Source organism: Thiothrix sp. (assembly GCF_028714775.1).
In the GTDB taxonomy this organism is placed as follows: domain Bacteria; phylum Pseudomonadota; class Gammaproteobacteria; order Thiotrichales; family Thiotrichaceae; genus Thiothrix.
On the sequence record NZ_JAQTLS010000016.1, the window covers coordinates 1 to 18,752 of the forward strand.

The following is an 18,752-nucleotide window of genomic DNA, read 5'->3' on the forward strand; positions in this document are numbered from 1 at the left end:
CGTCGTTCAAATCCATGACACTCTCCTGCTTGGTCGCTGAGAGTGGAGCAGATCCTCGGCGGGCTTTCAACCTTTCAAGGTCAGGCTTATAAAATCAATTGGTTATGGTTTTTGTCGTGTACAGAGCTTCCCAACTGAAGCGGAAATTACGCAACTCGGTCAAAATGGATTCCATGATGCTGCGCCCTTTATCTTGGCAGCAACCTTCCAGAAAAACCGCAAATTCATCCCCACCAATACGCGCCACCTTGTCAGACGTGCGCACGGAACGGCGGAATATCTGCGCGACTTGCTTCAACAGCTCATCCCCTGCCAAATGCCCGCAGGTATCATTGATGATTTTGAAATTATCCAAATCCACGCTCGCCAAAACATGCGTCCTGAGCAAACTGGAGGTATCGTGCGCCAATTGCTCGACATATTGCTCAAAACTGGCGCGGTTCATCAAATCGGTCAACGCATCACGCGATGCTTGACGGTACAAACGATTAATCACTTTGCGGTCGGCAGTCACGTCACGGAAAATGAAAACAACGGCCTTACAGTCTTCCAAGATGCAGGTGGTATGCAACTCGACAAAACGCGGGTCGCCTACTCGCGGGTAAAGTTTTACCTGACCAAACTGCAAAGGATGCCCCGGATGCGCCCGATGGGCTTCAAACGCACGCCCCATGATCGGCGTACCCTGCAAATCTTCCAACTTGAGCACATTACCGACTGGTTCGCCCATGACTTTTTCACGCTGCCACAACGTCAGCTTTTCTGCACTGGCATTCATGTAGGTAATGTTCCCGCGAGGGTTAACCACAACCACACCCCCAGCAAGCGCGTCCAAAACCCATTCGGTATTGACCTGCTCCCCTGTCGGGGCAACACTATCCACGACGCCACTTTGGTCGCCCCCCACACGCTTAGTCGAACGGGCTAATACGTAAAGCAACGTGCCTTGCAGGGCAAGCATCGCCAGCAGCAGGTAAGGCATAGAGGCGGTCAATAACGGCTGCTCACCCACTCCCGGTATTGTGAAATGAAGCTGCCCGTTAGCCGCCGCCCATACCAAAGCGAACGCCAAGCCAAGCAACGACAGGACTGGAACGATAAATAGCATCACATCCCCCTGCATAAAAAGTTATTGTTTTGATTAATAATTAACCTCAATTATAGGTAATTTCACCCTAAAATGCTACTCCGCCCGTCTGATGGTTAATATCCATCAGGGTCGCACCCGTAGCTTTCAAAACCGGCACTAAAGGCGTAATTCAGCCACAAAACAACTTTAATCAACAAGTTTTTAAAAGCGCTCTTGACAATTATTATTTAGGAAATAAAATACATGAAAATTCTTTCTCCAACCAAAATATAAAGGACAGGCATTATTTATGGCTATGGTAGATATATCCAATCTGAGCGTTTTTGAACTCGAAGCACTCAAAGGCAATATTGACAGTGTAATTGGCAACCGCCGCCAAACAGAACTCAGCAATATGTACGTCACCTTTGAAGAAATGGCAGAAGCCGCAGGCTTTACCCTTGAAGAAGTCATGCAAGCCACGACTACTACCAAAAAACGAGTTGTATTACCAAAATACCAAAACCCTAACGATAGCACCCAAATGTGGACTGGGCGCGGGCGCAAGCCGGGCTGGGTTGTCGAGCACCTTGCAGCGGGCGGATCACTGGATGACTGCCTGATCTAATCGCTCTTGCGCAAGAAAAGCCTGATTTATTCAGGCTTTTCTTTTTACCCCCCACACCTGCATCCCGCCACCCCCGCCGCCCACCTAGACATTACCGCATTAACTGTTGCAAAAAAACAACCAGTGTTGTAGAGGACGCAGCATTACGTAAAATATTCCAACTTTGCTGCGCCGCAACACAAGAAAAAAAGACATATGGTACAAAATGGCGCGAAGATATTTTGCCGATCACACTCATTTAATCTACTATTAGCCGAATCTAGGTAAATCACATTGGAATATGACGGACTGTTTGCTTGTAATGACAACCTTCTCGCATCTGGATGAGGCCGGAGCTATTGCACGTAGGTTGCTAGGACAGGGGCTTGCGGCCTGCATCAACACCACTCACGGTTTACCCGGTTACTTAGGATGGATAAAAGAGAGCACCCAAGAATGAGAAAACTGTTCTGCTTTCTGCTTTTGCTTGCTTCGATGCAAGCCCACGCACTCAAGCAGGAAAAGCCGTTACTGCCCGACGAAGCCTTCAAGTTCAAAGCGGAGGTGGTGTCCCCTACTGTGGTGAAAGCCACTTGGGACATAGCAGAAGGGCATTACCTTTCACGCGAGCAATTCAAGTTCGAGACGGACAGTGCCGAGCTGAAACTTGCCGACCCCAGCTATCCGCCTGCGGAGAACAAAGCAGACGCTACGCAGCCCAAGCACGAGGTCTACCGCAAGAAAGTTGAGGTAGAGATTCCGGTTGAGCGCGGTCAAACCGCAGCCCAAGCCGTTAGCCTTGCCCTCAAGGTCAAATACCAAGGTTGTGCCGACGCAGGGCTGTGCTACCCGCCGATACGCAAAACGGCTGATTTGCAACTGACTGCCGCTGGCAGCAATACAGCGGATGCAGCAGCACCTGCCCCCGCAGACACACCTGCTGCGCCAGCCGTAGCAGATGCGACCGCGCCCGCAACCGCACCACCGCCAGCATCTGCCGAAGCGAAACCTGCTGCTTTACCAGAAATTTTCCAAAACGCTGAGAAAAAAGACCCCGGCGAACCACTGCCCGTGGACGAAGCGTTTGTCTTCGACATCACCGCACTGGACAAGGGAACCCTGCAAGCGCATTGGGCTATCCAGCCCGAACACCATCTGTATCGCCCCAAAATCACCTTTACGGTCAAATCGCCCCAAGGCGTAACGCTAGGCAAACCCATTTTCCCTGAGGGTGAAAAGGTTGAGGACGAATACTTCGGTAAAATCGAAGTTTATGGCAAAGACATTGACGTAAAAGTCCCTGTCCAACAGTCTGCTGGGGTAGATAAACTGGTTATTGTTACCCAGTATCAAGGCTGTTCAGATAATACTGGCATTTGTTACCCGCCAGTAAAAAAGGAAACGGAACTGAAACTGGCAGGATTGGCTGATGCCCGCCCTATTGCCAGCGCCGCCCCTGAACGGCAGCCTGCACAATTAAACAAACAGGATGCTCTCGCGCAACAATTGGAAGACGGCAGCTTCTTCCAAAAAATCCTGATCATGTTTGTGGCTGGCTTATTACTGGCATTCACCCCCTGTATTTTCCCGATGATCCCCATACTGTCTGGCATTATTGCGGGCTATGGAAACACCTCATCACGTAAAGCCTTTTTCCTGTCACTGACTTACGTCATGGCGGGCGCTATTGCCTACGCAGTGATTGGTTTTGTGTTTGGTTTCTTCGGGCAAAACCTGCAAACCGTGCTGCAAAACCCCATTGCCATCGGCCTGATGAGCGTGCTGTTTGTGGCGTTGGCCTTGTCCATGTTTGGCTTTTATGACTTACAGCTACCCAACAGCATCCAAAGCCGCCTGAGTGAAATCAGCAACAAGCAGGAAAGCGGCAGCTTCATCGGCGCTGCTATCATGGGCTTCGTCTCTACCCTGATTGTCGGCCCGTGCGCAGGCCCTGTTATCGCGGGTGCACTGACCTATATCGCCCAAAGTAAGGATGCCTTGCTGGGAGCCACCGCCCTGTTCTCAATGGGTGTGGGGATCGGCGTACCGCTACTGCTGATTGGTACTTCCGCTGGCCACTTGCTGCCACGTGCTGGCGCGTGGATGGATACCGTCAAGGCAGTCTTCGGCATTATCATGCTGGGCATCGCCATCTACATGCTCAGCCGCATTGTACCGCCAGAAATCACCATGGCTTTGACTGGCATCCTGCTGGTTTCCTCCGGCGTCTATATGGGCGCACTGGAAAAGACCAACGAGGAAGCTGGCGGCTGGGGACGTTTCTGGAAAAGCACAGGGATGATCCAACTCTTCTACGGCGGACTCATCCTGCTGGGCTTAGCGGCGGGCAGCCAAAACCTGCTGCAACCGCTGAAAGGCGTGTTTGCTGTCAGTGCCAGTGAACGCCAAGCGGAAGGGATTACCTTCCAGCGCATCAAAGGGGTTGAAGGCTTGGAAAAAGCACTCGCCCAAGCCAAATCGCAGAACCGTCCGGTCATGCTGGACTTCTACGCAGACTGGTGCACTTACTGCAAGACCATGGAAAAAACCACCTTCAAGAACCCTGAGGCCATCGAAGCGCTAGGAAATACATTGTTCTTGCAGACCGATGTTACCAAGCAGGACGAGCAGGATACCGGACTGGAGAAACGTTTTGATGTTCCAGCACCACCTGCCTTGGTATTTTTCGCTGCTAACGGGGAAGAATTACGCTCGCTCCGTCTGATCGGCGAAGTCACACCAGAGCAGCTTTCCTCACACGCCAGCAACTTCATGCAGCAGGCAGTGAAGTAAAAAATCTCCCCCTCGGGACAAGCCAGTCAACGGCGTGCAGAATATAAATTCTGCACGTCTGTCAGCCAAATGATTCCTTTTACAGCGCTTTGCCCATTAATCAGCAGAAATTCAGCTATCCTTTCTATACTACAGTCGCACACCGGATGATGGGTTGCACTGACAATAAAACGTACATACAACTTCAGTTCTGAACCTCAGTGTGGATGACGCGAACAGGAGAGAAAATCATGCGTAATAATAACGAGTTTGATATAGAGCGGGACGAAGAACTCTTCGTACTGGAAAAAACTGCACCACCACCAGCAGACACCAAAAAGGTCAAACCCCATATTATCCGACGGAATGTTGAGGATTACCTTGAACGCAAGGCACTGGAACGGCGGCTAAAAGACGTATTCGACGATAATTTTTAGAACCGGAAAAAACACGCCCACGCCTCCTACACACCAGAAGCGTGGGCGTGTTTCGGCAAGCTAAACTGCCGTGGAAGTATCGTCAGCAGCCGTTTCAGGCAACTGCAACGCTACCCGTAAATCTTTCAGGTAAGCTTGCTCTGCGTCATTGGCTGCATCAATCACTGCCGCAGACACCAAATAAATTTCGGTGGCTACTGCTAGGTCGCCATTCGCCAGTGCTGCAATATCACTTGCCGACAGTGGCTGGGTCAGCTCGGTCAAGATCATGTCGTTGACATCGGCATCCAGCGCCATTTCACCCATGCGCTGACGGATATTTTCCATCTCAGTGGAATCCACATGCCCATCCGCTTTGGCGGCGGCGATCATGGCTTTCAGTAGGACTTCCGCACTGGCTTTTGGTGTAGCAGTTTGTTGTGCCGATTCCGCTGCATCACCCTCTGCTGGTGTTGACGCGCCACTTTCCCACTGGCGGTACATTTGATAGGCCATCCCACCCAGTGCAGCAAGACCACCCACTTTGACTGCGGCTCCTGTTACGCGCCGACCAGCTTGGGTTCCCAACAACAAGGCCAACACGCCAGCCGCTGCTGCCCCGGTTTTCATGCCAGATAGCATGGAATCACGCTGCTCACCTTCTGCGGGAATACCCAGCTTTTGCTCAGCAACCACTTGGCCTTTTTGTGCCATTTCCTTGCCGGATTGCAGTACTTGATCCAGAAAATTTTTCATATCCATGTCCGTTTCCTTTGTTTTGGTAATGTCTGCGTTGCAGTAATGATAGTCCGTCAGGCAGAAGCCGCTGGTGAATCCTGCATGACTTCACGGATAAATTCGCGGGTGATTTTGCGCCCCTTGGTCAAGCTGGCAGCATCCAAGCGGTTCAACATCGTCACCAAAGTTTCAATGTCATGCGGGTAATGGCGCTCGATGTATTTCATCACATGCGCAGGTAGCTCAAAACCGCGTTGGTGGGCACGCCATGCCATTGCCTGCATACACTGCTCTTCCCGCATCACCTGCACACGGTAATCCGGTCCCCATAACAAGCGGGAGGCAAGGTCAGGCACGAGGCACTGCATTTCACGCGGATTGGTACGGGAAGCCAGCAACAACGGCTGGTTATTGGCGCGGCAAGCATTGATCAGGTGCATCAAGGCAATTTCCCAGTCACGCTGCCCAATAATGGCATCCAATTCGTCAATTACCACCAGATGCTTGTCTTCCAGACCTAACAACACGCGGATGCCGTACTGCGAACAAGTCTTCAACGGAAAATACGCTGCCCGCAAACCTTGTTGGTAATAGTTTTCGCAACATGCTTGCAGCAGGTGGGACTTTCCCGCCAGCGTATCTCCCCACAAAAATAGCTGGGGGAAATGTTGTTCAAACCCACGTTTCAGCACCCCTAACAATTCCGCATTTTCAGGGGTAACGAAAAACGAGCTGAAGCGATGCCCGTCACGCATCCCCACATTCAGGGTCAATTGCTGGCTCATGGCGGCTCCGTCGCAGTGGGCGCAACGTCAACGTCGATACCGTAAATGTGGCTTTGCTTATATGTATCGTGGATATGCCGCAAAATGACCGCCAGTACCGCCGCCACCGGCAGAGCCAACAAAATACCAAGGAAACCAAACAACTGCCCCCCCGCCAATACGGAGAAAATGACCGTTACCGGATGCAAACCAATCCGTTCACCTACCAGCAACGGGGTTAGGACAGTCCCTTCAATCACTTGCGCCACCCCAAACACCCCGAAAACCCAAAATAACTGGAATACGTCTTGGGTCTGGAACAGCACCGCAATCCCCGCCACACTGACCCCGACGATCAAACCGAGATACGGTACGAAACTGACCAACCCGGCAATCAGGCCAATCAGCAAAGCAAAATCCACCCCGATCAACGTCAGCCCCGTGGCATAAATGCTTGCCAGCGCCAGCATCACCGACAGTTGCCCGCGCAGGAACGCACCCAACACATCGTCTGATTCCCGTGCCAGCTTAGCAATAATCGGCTCAATGGAACGCGGCAACAAGTCGTCGACATACGCCACCATCCGATCCCAATCGCGCAACAGGTAGAAGGTAATGATCGGAACCAGCGCCAGATTTGCTACCCAACCCAACACCACAAAGCCGGATTTAGAAATGGTTTGGATCGCATTGCGGATAAAGCCACCCGTTTCCTGCCAATGTCCCGAGATGATGGTTTTCAGTTTATCCGCCTCCAACACGCTGGGGTCAACCCCGAGGGTATCCCGCAAATACGGTGCAAGTACATTCACCACCCAATCAATGTACACCGGAACCATGCCGATGAAGCGTTTAACTTGGGTTTCTAGTACTGGCACGAGGAACAGGAAAAACAATACCAGCGACAGGATAATGACAAGAAACACCACTGCCACCGACAAGGTGCGTGAGAGTTTCCACGATTCCAGCCGATCAACCAACGGATCGCCCAAATACGCCAGAAAAGCCCCGACCAAGAATGGCGTGAGGATCGGCGCGAGCAAATACAGCAGGCTGAGCGCCAGCACCCCAACCGCCAACCAAAACCAACGTCCACTATCCAGTATCATGAATCACTCCTTTGGAATGCATAGCGCCCCCACAGAATCACATAAGCAATACCGCTAAGGCAGGTCGTGACAGCAACCGCCCATTGCAATCCCTGATTAAACCATTCAGGCAAGGGGTACAGCGCCACATGCAACAAGGTCATCGCCAGCAAGAAAATTTGCAAGCCTGTGTTGAGTTTGCTGATCATCAAGGGGCGCATTTCCAGCCGACCACGCAATAAGCGGCAGGCAATCGCGCCCAACACAATCACCACATCGCGCCCCAGCACCAGACAAACCAGCCACCACGACAGCGTGCCTTGCAAGCCAAACACGATGAAAACCGACACCACAAACAATTTGTCTGCCACCGGGTCAAGTATTGCCCCCAAACGGGTAAGCCAGCCGTAGCGCCGCGCTAAAAAACCGTCCAGCGCATCAGACAACCCTGCCACCACCAGCAAACCCAATGCCAAGGCATAGGCTTCCCGCCACAGCAACCAGCAAATCGGTGCAATGGAAAGGATACGGATCACTGTGATGATGTTTGGAATTTGTTCCCGCACGTTTAACCTGTTCAAATACAAAGAAGGCTCCCAGTGGAGCCTTCATGATATAACGGATTATAGGTCAAGTACCGATTTTCCGACCGCCACAGGTTTATTGCTGCTGGAGTGGAATCAGGGTGATCTCAACCCGACGGTTTTGCGCACGTCCATACTCGGTACTGTTGTCTGCAATTGGGCGGCTTTCGCCGTAACCCACCGCCTGCATACGTTGCGCCATCACGCCTGCACCCGCCAAATAGCTGCGCACGCTGATAGCACGTTGCTCAGACAATTGCAGGTTAGCAGCAGTACCGCCCACGTTGTCCGTGTAGCCTGCCACTTGGATACGGGTGTTCGGGTACTGGTTCAGGGTATTTGCTAGGTTATCCAGCACACCGTAGAACTGCGGCTTCACGCCCGCTTGCCCGAAATCAAAGGTAATCGCATCTGGCATGGTCAGGATGATATTGTCATTCTGACGTTGTACTTCAACACCTGTACCCTGCAAACTTTGACGTAAAGCAGCTTCTTGCTGATCCATGTAATTGCCGATAGCTGCCCCCGCCAAACCACCGATTACAGCACCCGCCAACGCACGGTCATCGTCTTTATCCCCCGTGGTTTTGCCAATCACAGCACCCGCAACACCACCGATCAAAGCCCCTTGTTCGGCACGGGTCATTTCACCGTTTGGCCCACACCCTGCCAGCAATGCTGCTGCCAAAGACGCGACCACTACATGACTCATGGAAAATTGCATTATTGTTAACCTCTATTATGTTGTTATGAAAGTTGTTTTACGCTGTTTTTGCGACGATGAACGCCTTGATAGCATCGGCATCTGCATCCATGACATCAAAACGCTGAGGCAGGCTTTCGAGGTCTTCCATGCCCGCAGGCCGTACCGGGTCACGCCCCAATGCTTCACGGATGGAATCTTCAAACTTGGCAGGCAGCGCAGTTTCCAGCACCAGCATTGGCACTCCCGCTTCACGCTGCTCCAACGCCACCTTCAAACCGTCAGCAGTATGCGTGTCGATCATCACGCCATAGGTTTCCCATGTTTGGCGGATCATCTGCATCCGATGCGCGTGGGAACTCGCCCCCGACTGGAAGCCAAACGTTGGCACTTGTGCAAACACGCCGTCCGCATTCAAATCAAATGCGCCGCCATTATCCACTGCATTCCACAATGCCCCAACCTTCGCGCCATCACGCCCGACCAAATCGAACACGAAACGCTCAAAGTTGGACGCTTTGGAAATGTCCATCGACGGGCTGCTGGTGTGGTAGGTATTCGCCGAACCGCGCGGACGGTAAACCCCAGTGCGGAAAAATTCATCCAGCACGTCGTTTTCGTTAGTCGCCACCACCAAATGCTTGATCGGCAAACCCATCATCCGCGCAATATGCCCGGCACACACATTGCCGAAATTACCGGAAGGCACAGCAAAGCTCACTTGCTGATCATTCGAGTCGGTAGCCGCAAAGTAGCCTTTGAAGTAGTAAACAATTTGTGCTGCAACCCGACCCCAGTTGATCGAATTGACCGCGCCAATTTTATTCGCTGCCTTGAACGCATGATCATTGGAAACCGCTTTCACGATGTCCTGACAATCATCGAACACACCTTTGACCGCTATATTGAAAATATTCGGGTCTTGCAGGCTGAACATCTGCGCAGTCTGGAAACGGCTCATCTTGCCATGCGGCGACAGCATGAACACGTTCACACCCTTTTTGCCTCGCATCGCGTATTCAGCGGAAGAGCCTGTATCGCCGGAAGTTGCGCCGAGGATATTGATCCCCTGCCCTGCTTTTGCCAGCACGTATTCAAACAGATTACCGAGCAACTGCATTGCCATGTCTTTAAACGCAATGGTCGGGCCATTCGACAAGCACAGCAGGTGCAAATCCGGCTCCAATGTATGCAGCGGGGTAATGTCTGCTGCATTTTCGCCATCACGCACATTGCAATACACTTCCGGCGTGTAAGTCTTGTCGATAATCGCTTTCAGATCATCTGCCGGGATGTCGGTAATAAAACGCGACAGCACTGCAAACGCCAACTCGCGGTAGTTCATGCCGCGCATTTGCGTCAAATCCGTAACCGTCAGTTGCGGGTAAGTTTCAGGCAGGTACAAACCGCCATCGGGCGCAAGGCCACCCAGCAGAATTTCGCTGAAAGATTGCGCAGGCGATTGCCCACGGGTCGAAATGTATTTCATGGTTTAGCCCAACGCCTCTACGCGGATACGGGTCACACTGCTGCAAATGGTGTCCAGCGCTTCAATCGCCGCAATCGCTTCGTTCATGTTACCTTCGCGCACCCGCTGGGTCAGCATGATGATGTCGACCTTATCCACGCCGCTCGTCGGCTCTTTCTGGATGAAGGCTTCGATACTGATCTGGCGGTCGCCGAGGATGCGCGTCACATCTGCCAATACGCCGGGGCGGTCAACCGCACACATGCGCAGGTAGAACGCGGTTTCCACTTCCTCAATCGGCAGGATCGCAGTATCAGCCAGTTGGGTTGGTTGGAACGCCAAATGCGGTACGCGATTTTCCGGGTCAGCCGTCAGTGCACGGGTCACGTCCACCAAATCAGCTATCACTGCTGAAGCAGTCGGTTCCGCACCTGCGCCCGCGCCGTAATACAGCGTTGGGCCAACGGCGTCGCCTTTCACCAATACCGCATTCATGACCCCATCCACGTTGGCAATCAGGCGGCGGTGCGGAATCAAGGTCGGGTGTACGCGCTGTTCAATACCTTTGGCGGTACGGCGGGCAATCCCTAAGTGCTTGATGCGGTAGCCGAGTTCGGTGGCGTAAGTCACATCTTCGGCAGTAATTTTGGTGATGCCCTCGGTATAGGTCTGGCGGAATTGCAGCGGGATACCAAACGCAATGGATGACAAGATGGTAAGCTTGTGGCCTGCGTCGATGCCTTCCACGTCAAAGGTCGGGTCAGCTTCGGCGTAGCCCAGTGCTTGCGCTTCTGCCAATACATCGCCAAAAGCACGGCCTTTGTCACGCATTTCGGTCAGGATGAAATTGCCCGTACCGTTGATGATGCCTGCCAGCCATTCAATGCGATTCGCTGCCAAGCCCTCACGCACGGCTTTGATAACCGGAATGCCACCCGCAACAGCGGCTTCAAACGCCACCATCACACCTTTTTCCTGTGCAGCGGCGAAAATCTCATTACCGTGCAGCGCAATCAGCGCTTTGTTGGCGGTCACAACGTGCTTACCGCTACGGATAGCCTGTAACACCAGATCACGCGCCACGGTGTAACCGCCGATCAGTTCCACCACAATTTGGATGTCGGGATCATTGACCACATCGAAAGCATTTTGCGTCAAACGCACATCACTCAAACCCAATTCGGCAGCGCGGCTCAGGTCGAGGTTTGCGGCGTAATCAATCACAATGCCACGGCCTGCGCGGCGGGCGATTTCTTCCGCATTACGTTTCAAAACAGTGGCAGTACCACCACCGACGGTTCCCAGCCCCAGCAGGCCAACCTTGACAGGTTCCATGCTCACTCCTTTAAACCCTGATCTTTACGGAACATTTGTTTGATATTGCGGATCGCCTGACGGGTACGGTGCTCGTTCTCAATCAGGCTGAAACGCACGTGGTCGTCGCCGTATTCACCGAAGCCAATCCCCGGCGATACTGCAACTTGCGCATCTTTTAACAGTTTCTTGGCAAATTCGAGTGACCCCATCGCAGCGTAAGCGGCGGGAATCTTTGCCCACACGAACATGCTGGCTTTAGGGCGTTCAACTTCCCAACCAGCGCCATTCAAGCCATCGCACAACACGTTGCGGCGGCTTTCATACATTTTACGGATGTCTTCCACGCAATCCTGCGGGCCATCCAAAGCAGCAATCGCCGCAATCTGGATCGGGGCAAACATACCGTAGTCCAGATACGATTTGATACGTTCCAGCGCTTTCACCAGCACCGGGTTGCCGCACATGAAACCTACCCGCCAACCGGGCATGTTGTAAGTTTTTGACAGGGAATAGAATTCCACTGCAATATCCTTCGCACCCGGCACTTGCAGGATCGAAGGCGCAGTATAACCGTCGAAACAGATTTCACCGTAAGCAATGTCATGGATTACCCAAACATCGTGCTCTTTGGCGACTTTGATCACGCGCTCGAAGAAATCCAGTTCCACACACTGCCCGGTTGGATTACCGGGGAAGTTGATGATCAGCATCTTGGGTTTAGGCCAAGAGTTTTTGATCGCCGCCTCCAATTCCTCGAAGAAATCTTTACCCGGAACCAAGGGCACATGGCGAATATCGGCATCGGCGATAATGCTGCCATACGGGTGGATCGGGTACGCAGGATTCGGCACTAATACCGTATCGCCCCGGCTTAAGGTTGCCAACGCCAAGTGCGCCAAACCTTCTTTGGAACCGATGGTGACAATCGCTTCGGTTTCCGGGTCAATGTCTACGTCAAACTTGCGTTTGTACCAGTTACTGATGGCTTTGCGCAGGCGCGGGATACCGCGAGACATGGAATAACGGTGGGTATCGCCGCGTTGTGCTGCTTCCACCAATTTGTCCACGATATGCTTGGGCGTCGGCTGGTCTGGATTCCCCATCCCAAAGTCGATAATGTCTTCGCCCTTGGCTCGCGCTTCCCGTTTGAGTGCATCGGTAATCTTGAAAACGTAGGTTGGAAGCCGGTTTATTCTTTGAAAGTCGTCCTGCACGGTTTGTTCTAATCCATCGAAGCAAAAACAACCCATCACTGGGGCCTTGATAAGCCAGCCACATTACAATCCACCATGCAGGCTGTCAATTATAGAAAAGGCTAAGGGGGAGGAAATGGATGGAGAGCGGCAGCAAGAATGCCCCACCGTGCAGTAACAGTGGGGCATTTACTTAAAGGTAAGGCAGTTTAGGCTAGCCCGAGTAGGCTTTCGCCGGATAAGCCTTTGTTTTCAAGGATACGGCGTAGACGCTTAAGGGCATCCATCTGGATTTGGCGGACGCGCTCGCGGGTCAGCCCCAGAGCTTCGCCAACTTGTTCGAGGGTGGCGCGTTCATGACCATGCAAACCAAAACGGCGCACAATCACTTCTTTTTGTTTGAATTCCAATTGCTCCAACCAGCTATCAACCGATTGGGTAATGTCTTCATCTTCCAGTTTGCTGGCGGGTTCGTCTTCCCCATCGCCACTGACAAAATCCACTAAGGGGCTATCGCCATCCTTGCCGACGGGAATATCCAGCGAGGTAATGCGCTCATTGAAATCCAGCAGCTTACGCAGGGATTCCACCGGCTTATCCATGACTGCCGCTACTTCCTGCAAAGACGGTTCATAACCCAACTTCTGGGTCATTTCGCGCACCTTACGCAGATAAGCATTCAACTCTTTATTGACGTGGATGGGCAAACGGATGGTACGGGTCTGGTTCATCAGTGCCCGTTCAATATTTTGCCGAATCCACCAAGTGGCATACGTGGAAAAACGGAAACCACGTTCAGGATCAAACTTCTCTACCGCATGGATCAAACCGAGATTCCCTTCTTCGATCAGATCAGGCAGCGGCAAACCGCGCCCCATGTAGCGGCGGGCAATTTTCACCACCAGACGCAAATTACAGGTAATCATCTTTTTGCGCCCAAGCTCATCACCTGCGCGGGCAAGCCGACCGTAATACACCTCTTCCTCAGGCGTCAGCAGTGATGAGAACTCGATTTCACGCAAATACATCTGCGTGGCATCCATCTCATACGTCCCCACTGTGGTAACGGTAACGAGTGGGCTGGCATCATCAACTTCAACCTCTGGAGCATCATCCAACTCCTCCTCCAGGGCGCACAAATCATCTTCTTCAGCGGTATCAAACGCGACAAACGGTTCTTCTTTGTCACGAATGCGAGTCTGTGGTCTTGGCATCATGTAGACTCCTTTGTTGTAACGGGGTTTCATACACAGGATCAGCGTCACCTGATCGAAATTCACCCTTCTGACGGGGTGTTTGACTTATCCTTCGTCCCCAAACTGACACTCTTAAACTTATTCTGGATGCACGTTAGCACAAAAGCACGCCAGCGAAAAGACCTTAATGTAAACTTAACGAAAAACTTAAGTACATGATTACTAAACAATCGCATAGCCAGCATAAAAAGTACTGAAAATTCAAACTGAACGCACACTGAACAAACAAAACTATTTGACAGTAAACGTTAGAGGCCACCATAACGTTGACGCAGGCTTTGCATATAAGCCTTACGCTCTGCATCACTCATGTCCGGCCACACCTGACGGAGTTTCTGCTGTTCGGCGAGGGGAAGGGTTTTCACCCATTGATACCACACCTTGATCCTTGCTTTTTTAGCCGTAGGCATAGCTTTATAGTGTTGGAGCTGTGCTGCAACTTTTCGCTGCTGGGCGGGGGAAAGTTGCTTCCATTCGGTATAACGCTGCTTAATGCGCCCGCGTTCTGTCGGTGGCTTGGCTGCCCAACGGCGCAAGGTTGTCTGCTTGCCTTCCGGGAAATCATCCCAGTCACCTGCAAACGGTCTCAACACCGCCTGTTCATTACCATTCAGTTCAGACCATTTCACGGTATCAGCCATGACCTGCCCGCCCATCATCAGTATTGCCGTTCCAAATAAGGGATAGATGAAACGGCTTGTATCGCTGGATTTCATTCCGAATTCTCCACGGTATTCTCTGCCAGCATATAAAGGGAATCTTCGCCAGCAAATTCAATCAATTCATTGGCATCGTCCCAATAACTCCCGTATTCATCCCACCACGACATCATTTCAGTAATTTCATCGGCTGTTTCGTCGGCAGATGCCGGTAAAAACCACACCAACAAGATCAACAGGCCATAACAGCCTATGCGGATTCCATTCCTTTGCATAACATCACCTAATGTCCTAGGTTAGCCGTATTCGGCATCCATCCATTCGTACATTTCCAGATTTTCGAGAAAATCCATCTCCTCGTTGGACATCAAAATATCCATTACATTCCCCTCCTGATTAAGCGCAGCGGCTTCTGGTAAGGAACGTTCAGGTACTATTGATGCTTCTGGAACCGTCTCCGGGGTGAGTGAATCGGTCGCATTCGGTAAGACCCAAAGTGCTACTGCCAGTGTGACTACAGCAGTCGCAGCAAATCCGTTAGAAAACGACATGAAGCCAAAAAAGTCCGACGAACGGTCATTTCGTGCTAACGCCTGTAACCGCGCTTGACTCAATTTTCCCCTGATCTGTGCATCCAAGCCATTGGCTGAACAGTCTAACCCCTGTTTGACTGCCTCAACCAAGACCTGCTCTGTTAAATTTTTCATGATTAATAATCTCCCAGTTTTTCCCGTAAACTGTGGATGGCGCGGGAATAGTGCGTTTTCACACTGCCCTCTGAACATCGCATTATTTTTGCGGTTTCACTAATATCGTAGCCCTCCCACGCCCGTAACAGCAATGCTTGTTGTTGACGGAGTGGCAACTGTCCCACGGCTGACAGCATGGTTTCACTCATTTCTTCGTGCAAAGCCTGACTTTCGGGTTCGAGGAACTGGGTCTGGGCAACCTGATCTTCAGGTTTCAGCCCATCATCGTCCTCATCATCATGTGCCCAGAAAAACACCCGCCAACGGTTACGCACTTTCTGACGCCGATGCCAGTCATTGATCCTGCTGTGCAAAATGGCGTGAAATAGCGCACCCCACTCCGCTTCCGGGTGGGACGAATACTTTTGTACCAGTTTGAACATTGCATCCTGCACAATATCCAACGACTCATCCTCATCCTGAGTCGCCAGACGCGCAATCACGAATGCACGACGTTCCACCCCCCGTAGGAAGTTGTTCATCCTCGCAGTCGCCGTCAGATTCCGCTCCCTTTGCGTGTTCCGCCCCAACTGGTCATTGTGACCCGTTATCAGTGCCGCAGATTCGATCATATTGTTTTAAATCCACCGGACAAATGCCGTGGACTCCCTCCTCAAAACGTTCCAACCATTTAGAAGTTGACATATACGCCCCATTTAGTTGTAGTTCTGTGAAATAGTTCCATTTCCCTTTGAGACATTACGGAGAGCAAAAAATGCGTTGGAGAACGGGAAGAGAAAGCAGCAATGTGGAAGACCGCCGTGGTGGCGGCAGCAGTGGCGGTGGTGGTGGCGGCGGTTTCCGTATCGGCCTGATGGGGACAGTGGCTATCGTGCTGGTCGGCTGGTACATGGGCGCAAACCCGATCCAACTGCTCGGCTTGGTCGGTGGGGCAAACACCATCCTCGGCGGGTTTGGCGGTTCAGAATCCAGCCAACCAACCAGTGGCACTGGCATTAATGATGAAGGCAGGAAATTTGTGTCTACTGTCCTCGCCACCACCGAGGATGTCTGGAGGCCGATTTTCAAACAACTTGGTGGGCAGTACACTGAACCCAAACTGGTGCTGTTTAATGACCAGACCGACTCGGCTTGCGGCTATTCCAGTGCTGCCACTGGGCCATTTTATTGCCCCGGCGACCAAAAGGTTTACATTGACCTAGGCTTCTTCCGCGAACTCAAAAACTTAGGCGCATCCGGCGACTTTGCCCAAGCCTATGTATTGGGGCATGAAATCGGGCATCACGTGCAAAACCTGCTGGGCACTACCGATAAGGTCAGCGCCATGCAAGCACGGGCGAGTGAAAAAGACGGCAATGCCCTATCGGTGGCGCTGGAGTTACAAGCCGACTGTTACGCCGGGGTTTGGGCAAACCATACTCACCAACAGTTCAATATGTTGGAACAGGGTGATGTAGAGGAAGCGGTCGCTGCCGCCGAGTCCATCGGCGACGACCGTTTGCAGCGCATGTCTGGAAATTCGGTCAACCCGGACTCGTTCACCCACGGCACATCCAAACAACGCATGGGCTGGTTCCAACGCGGTTTCCAGTCGGGCGACATACGCCAGTGCGATACGTTTAGCGGACGCTGAAACTATTGGCGGTAAATCGCCAGTATTTCCAGCAACCCAATCACTGCCGCATTGTAATCAATGGCGTATTCATTCACCGAATACGCCCGTGGATCATCCACATAACTGAGTAGCCCCCGATCACGCGGGGCTACGTTATCTTGCGCAATCACATTCGGCCCACCCACCAGCAAACCGGGAATAGTGCGCTGGATAGCCGTGCCGAAAAGGTGCAGTGGCGTTTTTACATGCGCTTCGCCCACCGACGTAACAAACGACAGCGCAAAGGGATTACGCCCGAATAAGAAATCCACCTGTGCCAAGGCAGCATCCCGATAGCGCTTATCCTGTGTGTAATGCCAAGCGTGCAGCAAGGTAATGCCCTCTTCCACCAGCATTTTATTGGAACCCCACACGAGGTGCGGGTTCGCCATCTGGAGCGGGCAATCTGCCACCGTCTGCAACAATTCATCCGCCCTTACCAACAACTTTTGCTTGATGCTGGCACGTAACGGCGCTAATTCCGCCGACTGGTCGTAGGTCAGCAAATGCCACAATGCTAGCGCAGAAGGGTCTTTCCACTCAAACAGGGTGTAGGGTGTATCGGGGGCAATTTTCAGGATGTAAGCGCGGTATTTTTTATCCCCTGTCGTCAGATAAAGTTCCACCGCAGCGGCGAGCCGGTCATCGTCGTCAAACTCCAAACTGGCTTCGGTGTCCGTGCCGGAAGACAAGTATTTGCCAGAACCACCATCGTCACTTTTCTGCCAATCCGCGTCCATATTGGGGTTCTTTTCCAGCCATGCCCATGCTTTTTCAGCCGCTTGCTGGTAGGTTTTAGCAGCTTGCGGGGAAACCTCACGGTAGGCGCGGGCAGCCAACGCCATACTGGAGGCAAATTTCGCGGTTTCAGGGGTAGAAACGCCGAAAATCAGGCGTTGCTCGGTGTCGTCTTCGGGCTTACGTGCTGAGACCCATTTGGGGCCTGCCAGCTTGCGGTAAACCGCACCATCCTGACGCTGCATTTTCAGCATCCAATCCAATTCAAAGGCCACTTCGTCCAACAGGTCGGGCTTGCCGTTGCTGGATTCGGGGATTTGTAAAGCACCATCCTGATAGCGTTGTGGCTGCATCAAGTAGAGGCTTAGCAAGCGGTTGACCGTGACCGTCGCGGTTGCCATGTATTTGCCGAAATCGCCCGCATCGTGCCAACCGCCTTGCGCTTCGTGCGGCTCGCCTGCCTTACTGAAGGCATCATCGCGGGCATATACCGCATCGTTGGCATGGCAAGCCTCATGCCCAATACCGCTGACCGGATCGCGTAATGCTACCCCGCAACGTTGCAGGTAATAACTGCGTTGCAGCAACCACGACGGGCTGGCGTAAACATCCGCACCGATCTGGAAAGCCGCCGATTTAAGTGAACCTTGCTGGAGGAAATACTCACCGGGCAATTGGACGTTGCTGAAATCCACCCACTGCCAGCGCAAGCCTTGCGGCGTAGTAGTGGCCTCACCCAAAGGCAAGGTCGCCATTAGCATATTGCTATGGGTTTGGCGCAGTTCCAACGGTGCGGTGGCATCCGCATTCAGGATGATCGCGCGTTTAGGGGCATCCGGCAGATAACCAGCTTGGTTTACGCCAATACGCGCTTCCTGCCTAACGCTGGCAACGTCAGAGGGAACTGTTTCGCTGGGGTCAGCCGGTTGCAGGGCGAGGGCATTTGTCCCCCACAGGCACAACAGCAGCAGGGGTAAACGCAATCGGTGAATGTTTGGCATGGCGGCTTCCATTTA

At 52.4% G+C, this 18,752-nt stretch carries 20 protein-coding genes; 5 read left to right on the top strand and 15 right to left on the bottom strand.

The window, feature by feature from the left end:
- Positions 1-94: 94 nt before the first annotated feature.
- Positions 95-1,108 carry a diguanylate cyclase gene (locus PHE17_RS14480; protein WP_301016604.1) on the bottom strand — a complete coding sequence of 338 codons (1,014 nt, stop codon included), beginning with the start codon at positions 1,106-1,108 and terminating at the stop codon, positions 95-97.
- A 271-nt stretch (positions 1,109-1,379) separates the two neighbouring features.
- On the opposite strand from PHE17_RS14480, the gene PHE17_RS14485 reads away from it, so the two are divergent.
- The 4 genes from PHE17_RS14485 (at position 1,380) to PHE17_RS14500 (ending at position 4,885) form a co-directional block, all read left to right on the top strand.
- A complete protein-coding gene (locus PHE17_RS14485) occupies positions 1,380-1,697 on the top strand; it encodes an H-NS histone family protein (RefSeq protein ID WP_301016605.1) in 318 nt (105 codons plus the stop codon).
- A 301-nt stretch (positions 1,698-1,998) separates the two neighbouring features.
- Positions 1,999-2,136 (top strand): hypothetical protein, encoded by a 138-nt coding sequence (locus tag PHE17_RS14490; protein ID WP_301016606.1) that lies wholly within the window; start codon positions 1,999-2,001, stop codon positions 2,134-2,136.
- Positions 2,133-4,469, top strand: coding sequence for a protein-disulfide reductase DsbD (gene dsbD / locus PHE17_RS14495; RefSeq protein ID WP_301016607.1), 2,337 nt, complete (start codon positions 2,133-2,135; stop codon positions 4,467-4,469). Before PHE17_RS14490 ends, dsbD begins: the two co-directional genes overlap by 4 nt.
- A 230-nt stretch (positions 4,470-4,699) precedes the next feature.
- Entirely contained in the window at positions 4,700-4,885 is a 186-nt protein-coding gene (locus PHE17_RS14500; protein ID WP_301016608.1) for a PA3496 family putative envelope integrity protein, read from the top strand.
- Positions 4,886-4,945: 60 nt separating this feature from the next.
- Here PHE17_RS14500 and PHE17_RS14505 read toward each other — a convergent pair whose 3' ends face one another.
- The 13 genes from PHE17_RS14505 to PHE17_RS14565 all read right to left on the bottom strand — a co-directional run bounded on the left by PHE17_RS14505 (position 4,946) and on the right by PHE17_RS14565 (position 15,955).
- Positions 4,946-5,626 carry a DUF533 domain-containing protein gene (locus PHE17_RS14505; protein WP_301016609.1) on the bottom strand — a complete coding sequence of 227 codons (681 nt, stop codon included), beginning with the start codon at positions 5,624-5,626 and terminating at the stop codon, positions 4,946-4,948.
- 50 nt (positions 5,627-5,676) lie between these two features.
- The gene (gene hda / locus PHE17_RS14510; RefSeq protein ID WP_301016610.1) at positions 5,677-6,387 is read right to left on the bottom strand and encodes a DnaA regulatory inactivator Hda; all 711 of its coding nucleotides are present in this window, start codon (positions 6,385-6,387) and stop codon (positions 5,677-5,679) included.
- A complete protein-coding gene (locus PHE17_RS14515) occupies positions 6,384-7,475 on the bottom strand; it encodes an AI-2E family transporter (protein WP_301016611.1) in 1,092 nt (363 codons plus the stop codon). Before PHE17_RS14515 ends, hda begins: the two co-directional genes overlap by 4 nt.
- Positions 7,472-8,035 (bottom strand): CDP-alcohol phosphatidyltransferase family protein, encoded by a 564-nt coding sequence (locus PHE17_RS14520; protein WP_301016612.1) that lies wholly within the window; start codon positions 8,033-8,035, stop codon positions 7,472-7,474. Before PHE17_RS14520 ends, PHE17_RS14515 begins: the two co-directional genes overlap by 4 nt.
- 79 nt (positions 8,036-8,114) lie before the next feature.
- Complete coding sequence (locus PHE17_RS14525) at positions 8,115-8,762, bottom strand: OmpA family protein (protein ID WP_301016613.1); 648 nt, start codon at positions 8,760-8,762, stop codon at positions 8,115-8,117.
- A gap of 37 nt (positions 8,763-8,799) precedes the next feature.
- Positions 8,800-10,230, bottom strand: a complete 1,431-nt coding sequence (thrC, locus tag PHE17_RS14530) for a threonine synthase (protein WP_301016614.1) — start codon at positions 10,228-10,230, stop codon at positions 8,800-8,802.
- A gap of 3 nt (positions 10,231-10,233) precedes the next feature.
- Positions 10,234-11,544: a homoserine dehydrogenase gene (locus tag PHE17_RS14535; RefSeq protein ID WP_301016615.1), complete on the bottom strand. Its 1,311-nt coding sequence runs from the start codon at positions 11,542-11,544 to the stop codon at positions 10,234-10,236.
- 2 nt (positions 11,545-11,546) lie between these two features.
- A complete protein-coding gene (gene alaC, locus PHE17_RS14540) occupies positions 11,547-12,740 on the bottom strand; it encodes an alanine transaminase (protein WP_301016616.1) in 1,194 nt (397 codons plus the stop codon).
- A 188-nt stretch (positions 12,741-12,928) separates the two neighbouring features.
- Entirely contained in the window at positions 12,929-13,936 is a 1,008-nt protein-coding gene (gene rpoS, locus PHE17_RS14545) for an RNA polymerase sigma factor RpoS (RefSeq protein ID WP_301016617.1), read from the bottom strand.
- A 287-nt stretch (positions 13,937-14,223) separates the two neighbouring features.
- Positions 14,224-14,691 carry a DUF3106 domain-containing protein gene (locus tag PHE17_RS14550; protein WP_301016618.1) on the bottom strand — a complete coding sequence of 156 codons (468 nt, stop codon included), beginning with the start codon at positions 14,689-14,691 and terminating at the stop codon, positions 14,224-14,226.
- Positions 14,688-14,909 (bottom strand): hypothetical protein, encoded by a 222-nt coding sequence (locus PHE17_RS14555; protein WP_301016619.1) that lies wholly within the window; start codon positions 14,907-14,909, stop codon positions 14,688-14,690. The genes PHE17_RS14550 and PHE17_RS14555 overlap by 4 nt, the downstream gene beginning before the upstream one ends.
- 21 nt (positions 14,910-14,930) lie before the next feature.
- Positions 14,931-15,341, bottom strand: a complete 411-nt coding sequence (locus PHE17_RS14560) for a hypothetical protein (protein WP_301016620.1) — start codon at positions 15,339-15,341, stop codon at positions 14,931-14,933.
- 2 nt (positions 15,342-15,343) lie between these two features.
- Positions 15,344-15,955, bottom strand: coding sequence for an RNA polymerase sigma factor (locus PHE17_RS14565; RefSeq protein ID WP_301016621.1), 612 nt, complete (start codon positions 15,953-15,955; stop codon positions 15,344-15,346).
- 143 nt (positions 15,956-16,098) lie between these two features.
- On the opposite strand from PHE17_RS14565, the gene PHE17_RS14570 reads away from it, so the two are divergent.
- Positions 16,099-16,977, top strand: a complete 879-nt coding sequence (locus tag PHE17_RS14570) for a neutral zinc metallopeptidase (RefSeq protein WP_301016622.1) — start codon at positions 16,099-16,101, stop codon at positions 16,975-16,977.
- A 2-nt stretch (positions 16,978-16,979) separates the two neighbouring features.
- On the opposite strand, the gene PHE17_RS14575 is transcribed toward PHE17_RS14570, so the two are convergent.
- On the bottom strand, positions 16,980-18,737 hold the full coding sequence (locus PHE17_RS14575; RefSeq protein ID WP_301016623.1) for a glycoside hydrolase family 9 protein: 1,758 nt from the start codon (positions 18,735-18,737) through the stop codon (positions 16,980-16,982).
- Positions 18,738-18,752 lie beyond the last annotated feature (15 nt).

Coding starts and splice junctions, on each gene's coding strand:
- PHE17_RS14480 (WP_301016604.1), bottom strand. CDS start 1,108: ATGCTATTTATCGTTCCAGTCCTGTCGTTGCTTGGCTTGGCGTTCGCT.
- PHE17_RS14485 (WP_301016605.1), top strand. CDS start 1,380: ATGGCTATGGTAGATATATCCAATCTGAGCGTTTTTGAACTCGAAGCA.
- PHE17_RS14490 (WP_301016606.1), top strand. CDS start 1,999: ATGACAACCTTCTCGCATCTGGATGAGGCCGGAGCTATTGCACGTAGG.
- dsbD (WP_301016607.1), top strand. CDS start 2,133: ATGAGAAAACTGTTCTGCTTTCTGCTTTTGCTTGCTTCGATGCAAGCC.
- PHE17_RS14500 (WP_301016608.1), top strand. CDS start 4,700: ATGCGTAATAATAACGAGTTTGATATAGAGCGGGACGAAGAACTCTTC.
- PHE17_RS14505 (WP_301016609.1), bottom strand. CDS start 5,626: ATGGATATGAAAAATTTTCTGGATCAAGTACTGCAATCCGGCAAGGAA.
- hda (WP_301016610.1), bottom strand. CDS start 6,387: ATGAGCCAGCAATTGACCCTGAATGTGGGGATGCGTGACGGGCATCGC.
- PHE17_RS14515 (WP_301016611.1), bottom strand. CDS start 7,475: ATGATACTGGATAGTGGACGTTGGTTTTGGTTGGCGGTTGGGGTGCTG.
- PHE17_RS14525 (WP_301016613.1), bottom strand. CDS start 8,762: ATGCAATTTTCCATGAGTCATGTAGTGGTCGCGTCTTTGGCAGCAGCA.
- thrC (WP_301016614.1), bottom strand. CDS start 10,230: ATGAAATACATTTCGACCCGTGGGCAATCGCCTGCGCAATCTTTCAGC.
- PHE17_RS14535 (WP_301016615.1), bottom strand. CDS start 11,544: ATGGAACCTGTCAAGGTTGGCCTGCTGGGGCTGGGAACCGTCGGTGGT.
- rpoS (WP_301016617.1), bottom strand. CDS start 13,936: ATGATGCCAAGACCACAGACTCGCATTCGTGACAAAGAAGAACCGTTT.
- PHE17_RS14550 (WP_301016618.1), bottom strand. CDS start 14,691: ATGAAATCCAGCGATACAAGCCGTTTCATCTATCCCTTATTTGGAACG.
- PHE17_RS14555 (WP_301016619.1), bottom strand. CDS start 14,909: ATGCAAAGGAATGGAATCCGCATAGGCTGTTATGGCCTGTTGATCTTG.
- PHE17_RS14560 (WP_301016620.1), bottom strand. CDS start 15,341: ATGAAAAATTTAACAGAGCAGGTCTTGGTTGAGGCAGTCAAACAGGGG.
- PHE17_RS14565 (WP_301016621.1), bottom strand. CDS start 15,955: ATGATCGAATCTGCGGCACTGATAACGGGTCACAATGACCAGTTGGGG.
- PHE17_RS14570 (WP_301016622.1), top strand. CDS start 16,099: ATGCGTTGGAGAACGGGAAGAGAAAGCAGCAATGTGGAAGACCGCCGT.
- PHE17_RS14575 (WP_301016623.1), bottom strand. CDS start 18,737: ATGCCAAACATTCACCGATTGCGTTTACCCCTGCTGCTGTTGTGCCTG.